The organism is Caballeronia sp. LZ043, from assembly GCF_031451075.1.
Taxonomy (GTDB): domain Bacteria; phylum Pseudomonadota; class Gammaproteobacteria; order Burkholderiales; family Burkholderiaceae; genus Caballeronia.
This window is the reverse complement of sequence record NZ_JARUXT010000004.1, coordinates 691,805-707,063: the sequence shown is the minus strand read 5'-3', so window position 1 is coordinate 707,063 and position 15,259 is coordinate 691,805. Positions and strand designations below refer to the sequence as shown.

Here is a 15,259-nt window from a genome sequence, read left to right as displayed (position 1 = left end):
CGTGGCGATCAGGGACGTTTCAGGAAACCTCGACGCGCCCCGCGCCATCGACCATCTCGCCGATGACGGCGGCTTCGTCGAAACCATCGGCGCGGAAGAGGGCGAGCACGTCGTTCACCGTTTCCGGCGCACATGAAACGAGCAGGCCGCCCGAGGTCTGCGGGTCGGTCAGCAAGGCGCGCGCCTCGTCGCCCTCGACGTGCAGCGCGATGTCGGCGCCATAGGCGTTCCAGTTCCGTCCGGACGCGCCCGTGTAGATGCCTTCGCGTACGAAATCCTGAACCTGCGGCAGCCACGGCAGGTCTGCATAGCGGATGCGCGCCGTCAGCTGCGCGCCGCGCGCCAGTTCGAGCGTGTGGCCGAGCAGGCCGAAGCCGGTGACGTCGGTGAGCGCGTGCACGCCGTCCATTTGCGCGAGTTCCGCGCCCGGTCGATTCAGCTTGGTCGTCGCGGCGATCATCGCGGCATAGCCGGCCGCGTCGAGCCGGTCCTTCTTCAGCGCCGCCGACAGCACGCCGACGCCCAGCGGCTTGCCGAGCACCAGCACGTCGCCGGGACGCGCGGCGGCGTTGCGCTTCACGCGCGACGGATGCACGACGCCGATCGCCGCCAGACCGTAGATCGGCTCGACTGAATCGATGGAATGGCCGCCCGCGACGGGAATGCCCGCCGCGGCGCACACCGCTTCACCGCCCTTCAGCACTTGCGCGATGACCTCGTGCGGCAGCACGTTGATCGGCATGCCGACGAGGGCGAGCGCGAGGATCGGTTTGCCGCCCATTGCGTAGACATCGGACAGCGCGTTGGTCGCGGCGATGCGGCCGAAGTCGAACGGGTCGTCGACGATCGGCATGAAGAAGTCGGCGGTGGCAACGATCGCCTGTTCGTCGTTGAGCCGGTAGACGGCGGCGTCGTCGGCGGTGTCGTTGCCGACCAGCAGGTCCGGGAACACGGGCAGCGGCGTCGCGCGCTTCAGCAGGTCCGCCAGCACGCCGGGCGCGATCTTGCAGCCGCAGCCGCCGCCGTGGGACAAGCTTGTGAGACGTGGAGAGGTCGTATCGTTCATGGTCGGGGAAAGGGATGTGGGGTCGTGCATTGATGCGTGCCTGAACGGGCATTATCGCCGCTCGCGCCGTAGTACGTTCTACACGATCCGTTTGAACAAATCGGGATAGTCGAGCACGAGGCCGTCCGCATCGACGGTGATCTCCGCCGTGAAGCCCGTGTCGAGCCCCTCGTAGCGATAGCGCCGCCCCGGTTCGATACACGTGTACGCCTGCTCCGCCGCATTGACCGCAAGCTCGGGCACGCGCACGTAGGCCACCCGGATCACGCGCCGCTCGCCGCGTACGAGCGCGAGCCGGCGGATCGGCAGCGTGTTGGTGAAAGGGGTCGCGGTGAGATCGACGTCGATGCAGCCGCGCAGCGCATCGAGCGGCGTGCCGTTCGCATCGCGCCATGCGTCGTGATCGTCGCGATGCAAGTCTAGCGCCGCGCCGCCTGCGAGCTTCAGTGCGAGGCGCGTGACCTGCCAGCGCCCGTCGCATTCGATGCGGTACACGAGACCGAACGTCTGCGCATCGCTTTCGCCGACCACGGCGCTCTCGATCACGACGCCCTTCCCCGACACCTCCATCACGAGATGCTCCAGTCCCGTGCCATCTTCCTGCGACCAGCGCGCGCTCTTCATTGCGTGTCCTCCCCGGCGTGATGCGGATCGGCCCAAGGATACAACGCGTCACAAAGCCTTTCTATGCCTTCGGGAGCCGCGTTTCGCTCGACGACACGAAACCTCACACGGTATACTCCGCGCCATCCCTGCGCAGGCGCGCGCATCGTAGCCACAGCGCCATTCACGCGATCCGTGTCCCGGCGATCCGCGCCTGTCGAACGTCCCCGCTTCTTTGGATCGCCCACCGCATGAAGAACACTCTTGCTCCCGCCTTGCTCGCGCTCGCGCTGTCGGCTTCGATGTTTCAGGTCGTCCAGGCCCAGGAAACGCCGGACCGGCCCGAGGACTACTCGTATCTGACCAAATTGCGCGTGCCCGACTCCGTCGTGCAATGCGTCGCGGCATTCGATCGCTGGGTGGAACACGCGCCGAAGTACGACACGCTGATCGTCCCCGACCGCCGCGTGCTGGCCGCGAAGATCGACAGCGAAACGCCGATCCTGAGCCTCGGCAATCCGATTCCGGTGGACAAGGTCATCGTGATGCGCGCGTTCGCCAAGTCGCGCGGCAAGGAACAATGGACGCGCATGGACAGCCGCTGCGGCGTGCGCGACGGACAGGTCGTGGGCGTTTCGCTCACGCCCAACATGAAGCCGAAGATCGTTCGCTGATCCTCCTGCTTCAAGCTACCTCTGACGGGGACGCCGCTGCAGGGTGCGACCGTCCAGCCACTTGACGACCTGCCGCCCGTAAGCGCGCGGCGCCTTCGCGTGAACGCGGCCCGCCAGGTCCGCCAGACGGTCCGCCGCCAGCGCCTCGCGCATGCGCTTCTCGGCGTTCTTCATCACCGCGTGCACGGCACATACGCCGCTGGTCGACCAGGGCGGCGCGTCCTCGCCAAACACCGCGCAGCGTGCGCGAATCTCCCGGCATTCGAACAGCGGCTTGTCGCCATCGATGGCATCGACGACATCCAGCACGCTGATCTCACTCGATGGCCGCGCAAGCGCAAAACCGCCGCGCGCGCCTTCCGTCGCCACCACGAGTCCCGCCTTGTGCAGCTTCGTGAACAGCTTGGCGACGTAGTCCGCCGGCACGCCTTGCAATTCAGCGAGATCGCGCACGCCGGCCTCGCGCACGCCGTGTGGCGGCTCCGCGAGATACAGCATGCAGTGCAACGCGTACTCCACTCCAGTGCTGATGTGAGCCATGTCCACTCCGACGCATCATGTCGGAGTTCAGGATAGCCCTGCTTAACCAGTCGTGCAATCCACTGATGGGCACGGGTACGCCTTTACAGACGGCCGTCGCGAATATTTCAGGTTACACGTTTGCTTACAAAGGAACACGGCTTGTCATTTTGCTAACCGCTACATTGGTCTCCATGGATTCACAGGGAGAAACCAATGAAAAGACTAGCGATCCTCGCAGCGTTGGGCGTGTTGTTGAGCGGTGCGCTGTCCGGCTGCATCGTCGTTCCGGATGGCGGCGGTTATCACCACCATCACGGCGACTACTATCGCTGACCTTACCCGTGCAGCACCCAGTCAACCTGGATTGAGCATGTCGCAGTTTGTGTTGTAGCTGATCGCGCGAACTCGCAGCGCCCAGACACGAAACAGGAGCAAACATCATGAACAAGACGAAGAAGAGTGTGTTGATCGCCACCCTTGCCGCGGCCCTGGGTTTGGGCCTCGCAAACGCCGCCTCGGCGGACACGCATCACTACGCGCCGCATCACGTCAGCGTGGGCTGGCACGGCGAACGGTACTGGGACGGGCATCGCTATTGGCAACGGCGTGAATGGGAAAGCCATCATCATCACGTAGCGCCGCCGCCCCCGCATCGTTATTGATGCATCGGGCATGCGCCTGAGTGCATGAAAAAGGCCGCAGCGATTTCCATATCGCTGCGGCCTTTCTGCATGGGCGGACGGTGCGCGTCACCAGCGCTTCGGATCGCCGCCGAGTTCCTTGCAGGTGTCGTAGGCGATTGCCTGCAGCTTCGCCTCGCCGATCTGCCCCGACAACGCATAGCCCACCCGATTCCACGCCCAGTAGAAGGTGGTGCGCTGCCCGTCGCGCAGCACGCGGATCTTCGTGTCGTTGCGCCGGATGGTTGCCGTGGTCATGTAGAGCGTGAGCCGTTCGCCTGCCGCGTTCTGGTACATGAACTGCGCCGCGGGCCCCTCCTCGTCCGGCAGCAGCCGTCCGCCGACCAGCTGAAAGCCGTATTCCGCCAGCGATGGAATCGTCACCGAACGGTTCAGGCGCTTGGACAGCCACGTGACGAGGTGATCCTGCTGCGACGCCGCCACTTCCACCGCGTGCCGTTGCTCGGGCGCATAGACCGCGTAGGCGATGTCGGCGCGTTCGGCAAAAGGCGGACTCGACTCGCCGAGCGCAGGCAGCAGCATGTGCAGCAGAAAGCCGCACGCCCCGCCGACCACCATGAAGCACGCGGCCAGCAGATAGCGCTCGCGCGGGCGCGGCTTCAGACGGATGACCTGCGGCTCGCCCTGATCGGCGAACAGCGCGCGCAATGCATTGTCCTGCGCACGATAGGCGGCCACGGTCGCCTCGCTTGCGGGATCGTTGGCGACGCGCTGGGCCGCGGCCTCGCGCTCGCCGCCGTTCAGTTCGCCGTCGACGAAGGCGGACAGCGCCTGAAGGTCGCGATCCGGCACGGGCTGCCCGGAGTGCGCGCCGTTACCGGGTGAACGGTCTTGATCTGTCATGAGCGGCTCACCACTTTCAACGACGACGCCGAAGCCTTGCGGTTCGGTTCCTCACCGAGCAGAACCCGCATGTGCTCGCGCGCTCTCGACAGACGCGACATCACAGTTCCGGTCGGCACGTTCAACACCACGGATGCCTCCTGATAACTCATTTCCTCGACGCACACGAGCAGCATCACTTCGCGTTGTTCCACCGGCAGGCAGTAGAGCGCGCGCTGCACGTCCCGCAGCACCAGTCCGTCGACTTCTCCGCGCGGCGCGGCCATCTGCCGCCAGGGCGCGGTTTCGTCGTCCACCGCGATATCACGCCGGCCACGCAGCTGATCGATATACAGGTTGCGCATGATGGTGAACAACCACGCCCGCAGATTCGTGCCTGCATGAAACGATCCCGCGCGATTCAGCGCGCGTTCGGTCGCGTCCTGCACGAGATCGTCGGCCCAGGCGCGGTCGCCCGTCAGCGCGCGTGCATAGCGGCGCAGCTGCGGCAAGTGCGCGAGGAGATCGCCTTCGAAGCTCACGTTCCGGACTTCCTTCGTCGGCACCGCAATCGCGCCGGCTGCCCCGAATCGGCCATCAGTAGCTCCCTCCGCCGGCGGGTCCGCCCGGCGCGCCCGATGAAGGCGCCGCCTGCGTTCCGCTTGCACAGCCGGCCAGCCCCGCCCCGAGGACGAGCGCGACCAGGAGCGCCGTCACTCCGATCGATCGTTTCATGATCGTGTTCCTTTCAGTGTATTGACTGGCGGACGAGCCGCTTTATTCCGCGAGCCCGTCCTGGTGCCGCGTCGTGCCGCCTTACTCAAGGCTTCACGACATGCCACACGTCGCGGAAGTTGTCGCCGTTCTTGTCGCCCGGCTTCGTGTCCTTCGCGAAACGGTACACACGCTTGCCGTCATAGGCCCACTGCTTGCCCCCGTCGGCGGCTTCCATGGTCCATTTGCCCGACGGCTTGTCGGAGTCGGCGGCCATCGCGGCGGGCCACGCCTGTGCGCAGCCGCCCGTGCAGGCGCTCGGGCTGCCTTTCGAATCCTTGTCGAAGGTGTAGAGGGTCATGCCGTTTTCATCGACGGCCATGCCGTTGGCTTCCTTCGGCGCCGCCGCATGGGCGGACGAAGCAAAACCCGCCGTGAACACGGCCTGAGCGGCAAACGCGGCGACGGACATCAGGATGCGCTTCTTCATTTCATCTTTCCTTGTTGTAGAAGTATCCGTAGAACGTTCGTCAGCGCTGCACTATTCCGCGGACGATGAAATTAATCGATGCGGCAGCGCCCTCGCATCGCCAGACGGCATCCATTCAAGACCATTCGGGCGCGCTCGGCCAGTGATTCGTGATGTCACGCACGCTCAGACGCCGGCTGCCGCCGCCGTGGCGTCGCGCCAGCGGCGCGTGTCGCGCAGCGGCGGCGCACCGAACAGGCGGCTGTACTCCCGGCTGAACTGCGAAGCGCTCTCGTAGCCGACGCGATGCGCGGCGGTCGCGGCATCGGCGATATCGAGCAGCATCAGGCGGCGCGCCTCCTGCAGGCGCAACTGCTTCTGATACTGGAGCGGGCTCATCGCGGTCACGGCCTTGAAGTGATGATGCAGCGACGACACGCTCATATGCACGTCGCGCGCGATGTCTTCCACGCGCAGCGGCTGATCGAAATACTGGCGCAGCAGCTGAATGGCCTTGGCAATGCGCTGCGTCTGGCTGTCCTGCAGCGCGATCTGCCGCAGGCGCGCGCCGGAGCCGTTCATCAGCAGCCGATAGAGAATCTCGCGCTTCACCAGCGGCGCGAGGATCGGCACGTCTTCAGGCGTGTCGACGAGCCGCAGCAGACGCAGGACCGCGTCGAGCATCGAGTTGCCCAAGCGGTTCACATAGAGACCACGGGAGGCGTCGGCCTGGGTCGCGGGCGGCAGTTTTTCGTCCTGGATCAGCGAAGTGATTTCCTCGACATCCAGCTCCAGCCGCATGCCGAGATACGGCTCTGATTCACTCGCCACCGACACCTGCCCGCACACCGGCAGATCCACCGACGACACCAGGTAGTGCATCGGGTCGTAGACATAGACCTCGTCGCCGACCATCAGCCGCTTGCTGCCCTGCGCGATCAGCGCGAGCGCGGGCGTCTGGATGCCGTGCTTCGGACCGCCGGGATTCATGATGCGATGCAGGGCCAGCCCCGGCACCGGCGTTTCGACCGACCCTTCGCAGCCGGCGGTGAAGCGGTCCAGCAGCGTGACGAGATCGAGGCGGGCCTGATCCAGCGCGGGATCGGGGGCGTGGCCGCCGTGCCCGCCGTTGCGTGCGTCCCGCGGCTGCTCGTGCTCCTCTTTACCGGCGAATTCGGGTGTGTCGTTCAAAGCCATGATTTCCGGACCATTTTCGAGATGGGAGAGTGCGTTCAGGATACTCGCGCGAGGGGGAGATTGCTCGGGGACACCCGATGCGTTTGCAGGAACAGGCAAGGATCGAGCAGGATCAGGCTATGACCGCGCGGCACGGCGGGACGATACTGCACTGCCGGGGCGGTTCGTCGCTAGTCCGTGGCGATGCCGCGCCCGTTCAGCCATTCGGGAGCAACCATGCGCTACAGAAAATTCGGCAATACCGGTCTTTTCGTCTCCGAACTGTGCCTCGGCACGATGACGTTCGGCGGCGGGACCGGCGGAATCTGGGACAACATCGGCCAGTTGCAGCAAGCGGATGCCGACACGCTGGTAGGCCGCTCGCTCGATGCGGGGATCAACTTCATCGACACCGCCGACGTGTATTCCGACGGCCGCTCGGAAATCATCACTGGCCAGGCGCTGAAGAACCTCAAGGTGCCGCGCGAAAACGTGGTCGTCGCGACGAAGATTCTTGGCGAAACCGGCACCAAGGGCGCCAATTCGCGCGGTGCGTCGCGCTATCACATCATCGACGGCGTCAAGGCGAGCCTGCAACGCCTGCAACTGGATCACGTCGACCTGTATCAGATCCACGGTTTCGATCCCGCCACGCCGATCGAGGAAACGCTGCGCGCGCTCGACACGCTGGTGCAGCACGGACATGTGCGTTACATCGGCGTGTCGAACTGGGCCGCGTGGCAGATCATGAAGGCGCTGGGGATTTCGGAGCGGCTCGGGCTGGCGCGCTTCGAATCGCTCCAGGCGTATTACACGATCGCCGGACGCGACCTGGAGCGCGAACTCGTGCCGCTCCTGCAAAGCGAGAATGTCGGCCTGATGGTGTGGAGTCCGCTCGCGGGCGGCCTGCTTTCAGGCAAGTTCACGCGCGACGGCGGCAAGGAAGAAGGCAGCCGCCGCAGCAAGTTCGATTTCCCGCCGGTCAACGTGGACCGCGCTTATGACTGCGTCGACGTGATGCGGCGCATGGCCGAGTCGAAAGGCGTGACGGTCGCGCAGATTGCTTTGGCGTGGCTGCTGCATCAGAAGGTCGTGACGAGCGTGATCATCGGCGCGAAGCGGATCGAGCAACTCGACGACAACATCGCGGCCACCCAGGTGAAGCTCAACGAAGACGAGCTGGCGGCGCTCGACGAAGTCAGTCAGTTGCCTGCCGAATATCCGGGCTGGATGCTCACGCGCCAGGGAGAAGCGCGTCTGAAGCAGATGAAGGACTAGTCCTCGGCCTGAAGCGGGACGGGCGGCCTTTCCACCCGCCCGTCAGGCCTAGGGATTTACCCTCGATTCAGGGCGATTTACTGCCTTTTACCCCCTTTATCTCGAAATAAGATATTCCCTATCCCGGCTATCGCATTGCTGCATAGAAACAGTCTGTCGACACTGTACGCACAACATCACATTGCCTCTCGGAGACAAGCATGCGTACTCAAGTCGGCATCATCGGCGCGGGCCCGGCCGGGCTTCTTCTTTCACATCTGCTGCATCTGCGGGGCATCGAATCCGTCGTGCTCGAGGCGCGCAGTCAGAACGACATCGAATCGACGATCCGGGCCGGCGTGCTCGAACAGGGCACGATGGACACGCTCAATCAGGCCGGTCTGGGCGCGCGGATGCAGGCTGAAGGTGCGTTGCACCACGGCTTCGAACTGGCTTTCGAGGGACAGCGCCGCCGCATCGCGCTGACCGAACTGACCGGCCATTCGATCACGGTCTATGCGCAGCACGAAGTCATCAAGGACCTGGTCGCGGCGCGGCTGGCCGCGAATGGCGCGCTCAAGTTCAATGTATCGGACGTCTCGCTGCACGACTTCCACGAAGGCAGCGACCGCAAGCCGCGCATCACCTACCGGCACGAGGGCCGCGACGAAACGCTCGAATGCGATTTCATTGTCGGCTGTGACGGCTCGCAAGGCGTCTCGCGGCAGTCGATTCCCGAAGCGGTGCGGCAAGACTATCAGCGCATCTATCCGTTCGGCTGGTTCGGCATTCTGGTGGAAGCGCCGCCCTCCTCGGACGAACTCATCTACGCGCGTCACGACCGCGGTTTCGCGCTCATCAGCACGCGGTCGCCGGGCGTGCAGCGCATGTACTTCCAGTGCGACCCGAAAGACACGGTCGATGCCTGGTCCGACGATCGCATCTGGGCCGAACTGCACGCGCGCGTCGACACCGCCGATGGCTGGCAGATCACCGAAGGCCGGATCTTTCAGAAGAACATTGTCGGCATGCGGAGTTTCGTGTCCACGCCGATGCAGTCCGGCAAGCTGTTCCTCGCCGGCGATGCCGCTCACATCGTGCCGCCGACTGGCGCCAAGGGCCTGAACCTGGCGGTGTCCGACGTGCGTGTGCTGAATGCCGCGCTTATCGACTTCTACAAGGAAGGCAGCGGCGAGAAGCTGGCGCATTACACGCAAACCGCGCTCAAACGCGTCTGGCGCGCCGAGCACTTCTCCTGGTGGATGACGCGCATGCTGCACAAGCTCGAAGACACCTCGCCGTTTGAGCAGCGTCTCCAGGTGGCGGAACTGGAGCATGTGACGACGTCGCGCGCGGCCGCCACCGCGCTTGCCGAGAACTACGTGGGGAGCGTTGCGGTTTGAGCTTCTGTGCCTGCATGGCGCCTGCGAGGCGCCATGCGGGGGCACCTCACAGCACCGCGACCACCCGGACATCCCCCTCGACAGACGGAATCACCTGCCCGCCGACGCGCCGGAACGTGATCGTCACGTTCTTGTCGCCGAGCCGCAGGTCACCGATTTCGAGCCAGTCGATGCCCTCGGGCAATTGCGGACGATCGATGCGCACTTCGTCCTTCACCGCATCCACCGACACGCCCAGACACGCTTCCAGGATCATGAACGGCGTGCCGGCTGCCCAGGCCTGCGGCAGACACGCGACCGGGTACGCGATCGGCCGTTCGCCGCGCTGCCGCGTGAAGCCGCAAAACAGTTCAGGCAGGCGCATGTCGAAAGTGACGGCCGCCTCGAAAAGCGCCTGCAACAGACCGACTGCCGCGCCGCGATCGCCATAGCGTGCCAGACCGCGCGCGCACAGGGCCGTGTCATGCGGCCAGACCGAGCCGTTGTGATACGACATCGGGTTGAAGCGCGGCTGCCCCGCCGCCAATGTGCGCACGCCCCAGCCGGTATGGAACAGCGTGGATTCGAGCTGACGGGCAACCGCTTCGCCTCGTGTCCGGTCGACGAGATCGAAGGCCAGCAAATGTCCCGCGTTCGATGACAGCACGCGGCACAGATCGCCCTTGCCGTCCAGCGCGATGCCGTAAAAATCCATCTCCGGCATCCAGAACATTTCTTCCACCCGCTCGCGAATGTGACGCGCACGCCGCTCGAACTCGCGGGCGCGCTCTTCTTCGCCTCGTTCGCGCGCGAGACGCGCCATCGTGGAAAAGGCCGTCGATGCATAACCCTGCACCTCGACCAGCGCGATCGGGCCGATGGGAAACTTGCCGTCGGCGTGGAACACGGAATCCTGGCTGTCCTTCCAGCCTTGATTGGCCAGACCGTGTTCAGAGGCGCGCTGATAGTCGAGCAGGCCCCATGGATTCTTGTCGCAGTGGCGCGCCACCCAGTCGGCCGCGAGTTGCAGCGCGGGCCAGATTTCGTCGAGCAACGCGCGGTCGCCGGTGCGCTCGGCATAGGCACCCGCCAGCACGATGAACAGCGGCGTGCTGTCCACGCCGCCGTAATAAAGCGCGAACGGGACTTCGCCGGTGGCGGCCATCTCGCTCTTGCGCGTCTCGTGCATGATCTTGCCGATTTCCGCGTCGCGGAACGCCGAATCCTCGCGGGCCTGGTGGGCGGCCAGGAAGCGCAGGACGCCACGCGCGAGCGTGGGATGCAGCCAGAGCATCTGCAGCGACGTGATGATGGCGTCACGCCCGAAGGCCGTGGAAAACCATGGAATGCCGGCGTACGGATACGGACCGGTGTCGAGATCCGTGGTCAGCAAGCCGAGATCCGCCAGGGAACGGTCGATCCACTCGCTGAAGAGCGGATTGCTCGAACGCACGCGGGCACTGGCCCGACGCCGGTCCCGCATGCGCCGGTGCGCCTCGACGAGCGCTTCGCGGATGGCCGGCCGCCCTGATTCGGGCTCGCACTCCGCGGCTTCAGCCGCGTTGCGCTTGCTTTCCTCGCTGGCGTCGCTCAATGCGCGGGTGACAGCCGTGACGGACAGATAGACCGAGATGGCCGTCTCCGACTGGATATGCAGCGCGTAGTCGGCGCGCGAGGGCGACAGCACGTCCGGCGCCGGCGTGAACTGGATGCGCGCGGTGCGCTCCACTTCATCGAGACCGACATAGCGGAGCACGACCTCGCCGTTCTCCACCACCGGCGCGCGCAGGCTGCCGCGTTTGCCGCGTTTCGCGCCGCGCACCTCGAACATGTCGAGGAAATCCGCCTTGAAGGAAATGGACAGCGGTACCGTGGACGGCTCCGTGCCGTAGTTCGTGAGGACGATGCTTTCATGCAGCACGTGCCCGGACAACACGCGCTTGCGTTCGACGTGAATCACGCCTTCCGGCGTGCGCGCCCCGCCGATGGGCGGCAATGGGCGGTTCGTCAGATGCGCGGTGAAAACGGCGTTGTCGCTCGATACGCTGCCTGAAAGCAGTGAAGGAGCGCGGCCGCCAAAGGTCAGGACGAGTTCGGACAGCACCCGCGTGTCGTTGACGAACAGACCGTCGTCGCCGCCACGGATGTCGCCATTGGCGTCGTACACGGCGAACGTGTTGCCCGACTTGAGCACGAACTGGCGCTCGCTGGGCATGTTCGAATGCTCGGTCGGGATGAATGCCTCGTCCGTGCCGGCAGGCTTCAATTGCCCCTCCGATTGCTGCTGCTGTTGCTGTTGCTGCTGCTGTTGGCCGGGGTCCTGCTTCTGTTCCTGATTAGTCATTGCACCTTCCTGAAAGTGATCTGAAGGGTGTTCGTGAACTACGATTGAATGCACCCGGAGTGGCGCGGCATGCGCCGAACGCCCGTGCGGACGGCACCTGCATGCACCCGGTAAAGCGCTTACCCGCTATCATCGACGGTTTTTCGACTCAACCGGGCCTGACGGGTTCTCCGCGCGCAATGTCATTTCCGCATATTGATCTACTCTATTCCGCCTCGGGCCTCGCGGTGGGCTTCCTCGTCGGACTGACGGGCGTGGGCGGCGGTTCGCTGATGACGCCGCTCCTCGTCCTTCTGTTCGGCATTCACCCCGCGACAGCCGTGGGCACCGACCTGCTCTATGCAGCCGCAACCAAGACCGCCGGCACGCTGGTACACGGCCTCAAGGGTTCCGTGGACTGGCGCATCACCGGCCGGCTCGCGGCGGGCAGCGTGCCGGCAGCTGCCATCACGCTCTATTTCCTGCACGCGCACGGCATAGGCTCTGCGGATACCGCCCGTCTCATTCAGGTGATTCTCGGCAGCGCACTGCTGATCACCGCCGTTTCACTCATCTTCCGCCCGCAACTCGCGCGCCTCGCCTACCAGAAGGGCCGCAGCCGTCCCGAGCGGCCGGCGCGCACGGTTGCCTGGACCGTCTTCACCGGCGCCGTGCTCGGCGTGCTGGTTTCGATCACCTCGGTGGGCGCGGGCGCGATTGGCGTGACCGTGCTCCTGCTGCTGTATCCGCGGCTCGCGACCGTGCGCATTGTGGGCTCGGACGTGGCCCACGCCGTGCCGCTGACGCTGATTGCCGGCGCGGGCCACTGGATGCTCGGTTCAGTGGACTGGGCCCTGCTCGCCTCCCTCCTCGTGGGCTCCATTCCAGGTATTGCCGTGGGCAGCATGCTCTCCTCAAAGGCGCCCGAGGCCCTGTTGCGACACGTGCTCGCCACCACGCTGGTGCTCGTGGGAGTCAAGCTCGTTTTCAGTTGATGTTAGTCACGTCGCATGATGGTTTCCAGTCGGCCAAAAGATATAGGCCGATTCTGACCCTGCCGCATCCCGGCGCCGTTTGATTCCGTATTCGTCCTAGCCCATTCGGCCAGCTTTCGCACGAGCGGCCAATGCGGCATCATGGCCGCTCCATCGACCGCCGGGTAATACGGGCGTCTGGCGTGCGTCATCGGGCGTGTGCCGTGTCTTCACGAGGAGTCAGGCGATGAATCAGAACGACCATCCGCAGAACGAGCTTTCTGACGAGCACGCATCATCGAGAAACGAAGGCTTGGCCAGCGACGCTCCCGCGGACCCTGCGCGGCGCAGGCTGCTGGCGGCGGGCGTCGCGGGCGTGGGTTTCGCGGGGCTCACGCTCAGCGGTTGCAACCTGTTCGAGCAGAAACCGTCCACACCGAAGACAGCGGCAGACCTCGCGCTCGACCGCACGCTTGCCGCGCAGGTCAGGAACATTGTCGTGATCTACGCGGAAAACCGCAGCTTCACCAATCTCTACGGCAATTTTCCGGGCGTTCAATATCCGCTCTCGGCCGTGCCTGCGTCGCACTACACCCAGCTGGACCGCGACGGCGTCACGCCCATGCCCTCGCTGCCGAAGATCTGGGGCGGCCTCGTCCCGCAGGCGCAGGAAGTGAACGGCGTGCGTTACGCCATTTCCGAGCAGCAGATCACCGGCTTGCGCAACGGGCCGTTCCAGATTCCTGATGCAAACGGCGCACCGCTGCCCAATTCCGTCATCACGCGGGATCTCGTGCACCGGTTCTATCAGAACCAGATGCAGATCAACGCCGGACGCAACAACCAGTTCGCGGCGTGGGGCGATTCAGGCGGCCTCGTCATGGGTCATTACCAGAACTCGCCGGACACACTGAGACTCTGGGGGCTCGCACAGCAATACACGTTGTGCGACAACTTCTTCATGTCGGCATTCGGTGGGTCATGGCTGAACCACATCTTCCTGATCTCGGCTCAGCCGCCGTTTTACACCGACGCCAGCACCGGTCCGGCAGCCAGGCTGCTGGCCGTAGTCGAAGGCGACGACCCCACCGGCTCGCGCCTGAAGCTCGCGCCGAATTCTCCGGCGTCGGCACTCGAAGGCCCGCCGAAGTTCGTCCGCGATGGCGCCCTGACCGCCGACGGCTACGCGGTCAACACCATGTTCCCGCCGTTCCAGCCGAGCAACGTGCCCCCTCCACCCGGCGGCGATCCGCGTCTGGCGGACCGGGCCAACGCGCTCGTGCTGCCGCCTCAGACCTACGCGAACATCGGTGACCGGCTGTCCGCGAAGAACGTCGACTGGGCGTGGTATAGCGGTGCATGGCAGTACGCGCTGGAGCATCGCGACACCGGCGCGGTGCCGGATTTCCAGTATCACCACCAGCCTTTCAACTACTTCGCCAACTACGCGCCCGGCACGGCAGCGCGCGCCCAACATCTGCGCGACGCCGGCCTCGGCGATGACCCGTCCACGAACAGGCTGCTCGCTGACATCGACGCTGGCCGCCTGCCCTCTGTCACGTTCTACAAGCCGCAGGGCAATCTCAACATGCATGCGGGCTATGCGGACGTCGCATCGGGCGACCGCCACATTTCGAATGTCATCGAGCATATCCAGCGCGGGCCGCAGTGGCAGAACACCGTCATCATCGTCACTGTGGACGAAAACGGCGGCTGGTGGGATCACGTGTCACCGCCGAAGGGCGACCGCTGGGGACCGGGCTCGCGCATTCCCGCCCTGGTGATTTCGCCGCTTGCGAGAAAGGGCTACGTGGATCACACCGTGCACGACACCAACTCGATCCTGCGCTTCATCTCGCGCGTGCATGATCTTGAACCGCTGGATGGCGTCATCAGACGAGACCGGGCGATGGCCGAACGTGGGCAGGCGCCGCTCGGCGACCTGACCACCGCGCTCGACCTGACCTAGCGCCGGTCATATGCCGCTAGTCCCGCTCGATCCACGCGCGCGCGGCTATCTCGATCAGATAGCCATAGTGCAACGCGTTCACCGGCACCACGGCGCGCGCCGGCTTCCACGCGCCGAAGTGGCGCGCGTAGATCTCGTTGAACGCCTTCCAGTGTTCGACGCCTGCGAGGTACACCGTCACTTCGATGCAATCGCCGAGGCTTGCGCCCGCCGTCTCCAGCACGGTGCGCAGATTGGCGAGCGTCTGCTCGGCCTGCTCTTCGAACGGGCGATCGCCGGTATGCGTGCCGTCCGGACGCACGGGCAACTGGCCCGAGACGCAAACGAGATTGCCCGCCCGCGTCGCGTGGCTGTAATGGCCTGCGGGAATGGGCAGACCAGGGGCGTTGATGAGTTCAATGGGTGGCATGGCGTGCTGTCAATTGATGTCGATGATGAGGAAAGCGCCGGTCCACGAAAACCAGGCACGTGCAAACAAAGAGCGATTCGAACACATTGGATTCTTGATCTGCAGTCAAGTTTGATTTGAAACTATCGCTGTTTTTGCGAAAGTCGAAGCGGTTCATACTCGCTTCATCGATTCTGAATCATCCAACTGGAGCAAGAA

General features: G+C 64.8%; 16 protein-coding genes. 6 read left to right on the top strand and 10 right to left on the bottom strand.

The window, feature by feature from the left end:
• Positions 1-19: 19 nt before the first annotated feature.
• Positions 20-1,066, bottom strand: a complete 1,047-nt coding sequence (selD, locus tag QCE64_RS30760; protein WP_310008609.1) for a selenide, water dikinase SelD — start codon at positions 1,064-1,066, stop codon at positions 20-22.
• A 78-nt stretch (positions 1,067-1,144) separates the two neighbouring features.
• Positions 1,145-1,690, bottom strand: coding sequence for a putative glycolipid-binding domain-containing protein (locus tag QCE64_RS30755; RefSeq protein WP_310007928.1), 546 nt, complete (start codon positions 1,688-1,690; stop codon positions 1,145-1,147).
• 230 nt (positions 1,691-1,920) lie between these two features.
• On the opposite strand from QCE64_RS30755, the gene QCE64_RS30750 reads away from it, so the two are divergent.
• Entirely contained in the window at positions 1,921-2,343 is a 423-nt protein-coding gene (locus tag QCE64_RS30750) for a BspC domain-containing protein (RefSeq protein ID WP_309820088.1), read from the top strand.
• A 15-nt stretch (positions 2,344-2,358) separates the two neighbouring features.
• On the opposite strand, the gene QCE64_RS30745 is transcribed toward QCE64_RS30750, so the two are convergent.
• Positions 2,359-2,883: an Rrf2 family transcriptional regulator gene (locus QCE64_RS30745; RefSeq protein WP_309926226.1), complete on the bottom strand. Its 525-nt coding sequence runs from the start codon at positions 2,881-2,883 to the stop codon at positions 2,359-2,361.
• Positions 2,884-3,305: 422 nt separating this feature from the next.
• On the opposite strand from QCE64_RS30745, the gene QCE64_RS30740 reads away from it, so the two are divergent.
• Positions 3,306-3,527 carry a hypothetical protein gene (locus tag QCE64_RS30740; protein WP_309820084.1) on the top strand — a complete coding sequence of 74 codons (222 nt, stop codon included), beginning with the start codon at positions 3,306-3,308 and terminating at the stop codon, positions 3,525-3,527.
• Positions 3,528-3,614: 87 nt separating this feature from the next.
• Here QCE64_RS30740 and QCE64_RS30735 read toward each other — a convergent pair whose 3' ends face one another.
• The 5 genes from QCE64_RS30735 to QCE64_RS30715 all read right to left on the bottom strand — a co-directional run bounded on the left by QCE64_RS30735 (position 3,615) and on the right by QCE64_RS30715 (position 6,768).
• On the bottom strand, positions 3,615-4,409 hold the full coding sequence (locus QCE64_RS30735; RefSeq protein WP_310007926.1) for an anti-sigma factor: 795 nt from the start codon (positions 4,407-4,409) through the stop codon (positions 3,615-3,617).
• Positions 4,406-4,930 carry an RNA polymerase sigma factor gene (locus QCE64_RS30730; protein ID WP_309820080.1) on the bottom strand — a complete coding sequence of 175 codons (525 nt, stop codon included), beginning with the start codon at positions 4,928-4,930 and terminating at the stop codon, positions 4,406-4,408. The genes QCE64_RS30735 and QCE64_RS30730 overlap by 4 nt, the downstream gene beginning before the upstream one ends.
• Positions 4,931-4,985: 55 nt before the next feature.
• Positions 4,986-5,123 carry a hypothetical protein gene (locus QCE64_RS30725; RefSeq protein WP_309926221.1) on the bottom strand — a complete coding sequence of 46 codons (138 nt, stop codon included), beginning with the start codon at positions 5,121-5,123 and terminating at the stop codon, positions 4,986-4,988.
• An 85-nt stretch (positions 5,124-5,208) separates the two neighbouring features.
• Positions 5,209-5,592: a hypothetical protein gene (locus tag QCE64_RS30720; RefSeq protein WP_309820075.1), complete on the bottom strand. Its 384-nt coding sequence runs from the start codon at positions 5,590-5,592 to the stop codon at positions 5,209-5,211.
• Positions 5,593-5,757: 165 nt separating this feature from the next.
• On the bottom strand, positions 5,758-6,768 hold the full coding sequence (locus QCE64_RS30715) for an AraC family transcriptional regulator (RefSeq protein WP_309934707.1): 1,011 nt from the start codon (positions 6,766-6,768) through the stop codon (positions 5,758-5,760).
• Positions 6,769-6,984: 216 nt separating this feature from the next.
• Here QCE64_RS30715 and QCE64_RS30710 point away from each other — a divergent pair, with 216 nt between their 5' ends.
• Both QCE64_RS30710 and QCE64_RS30705 read left to right on the top strand, forming a co-directional pair.
• The gene (locus QCE64_RS30710) at positions 6,985-8,025 is read left to right on the top strand and encodes an aldo/keto reductase (protein ID WP_309934705.1); all 1,041 of its coding nucleotides are present in this window, start codon (positions 6,985-6,987) and stop codon (positions 8,023-8,025) included.
• 200 nt (positions 8,026-8,225) lie between these two features.
• On the top strand, positions 8,226-9,407 hold the full coding sequence (locus tag QCE64_RS30705) for a 4-hydroxybenzoate 3-monooxygenase (RefSeq protein ID WP_310007924.1): 1,182 nt from the start codon (positions 8,226-8,228) through the stop codon (positions 9,405-9,407).
• Positions 9,408-9,453: 46 nt separating this feature from the next.
• Here QCE64_RS30705 and QCE64_RS30700 read toward each other — a convergent pair whose 3' ends face one another.
• Entirely contained in the window at positions 9,454-11,730 is a 2,277-nt protein-coding gene (locus QCE64_RS30700; protein WP_309926214.1) for an amylo-alpha-1,6-glucosidase, read from the bottom strand.
• A gap of 179 nt (positions 11,731-11,909) precedes the next feature.
• Here QCE64_RS30700 and QCE64_RS30695 point away from each other — a divergent pair, with 179 nt between their 5' ends.
• Both QCE64_RS30695 and QCE64_RS30690 read left to right on the top strand, forming a co-directional pair.
• Positions 11,910-12,704, top strand: coding sequence for a sulfite exporter TauE/SafE family protein (locus tag QCE64_RS30695; protein ID WP_310008607.1), 795 nt, complete (start codon positions 11,910-11,912; stop codon positions 12,702-12,704).
• A gap of 226 nt (positions 12,705-12,930) precedes the next feature.
• A complete protein-coding gene (locus tag QCE64_RS30690) occupies positions 12,931-14,652 on the top strand; it encodes an acid phosphatase (protein ID WP_310007922.1) in 1,722 nt (573 codons plus the stop codon).
• 16 nt (positions 14,653-14,668) lie between these two features.
• Here QCE64_RS30690 and QCE64_RS30685 read toward each other — a convergent pair whose 3' ends face one another.
• The gene (locus QCE64_RS30685; RefSeq protein ID WP_310007920.1) at positions 14,669-15,061 is read right to left on the bottom strand and encodes a RidA family protein; all 393 of its coding nucleotides are present in this window, start codon (positions 15,059-15,061) and stop codon (positions 14,669-14,671) included.
• Between the last annotated feature and the right edge of the window lie 198 nt (positions 15,062-15,259).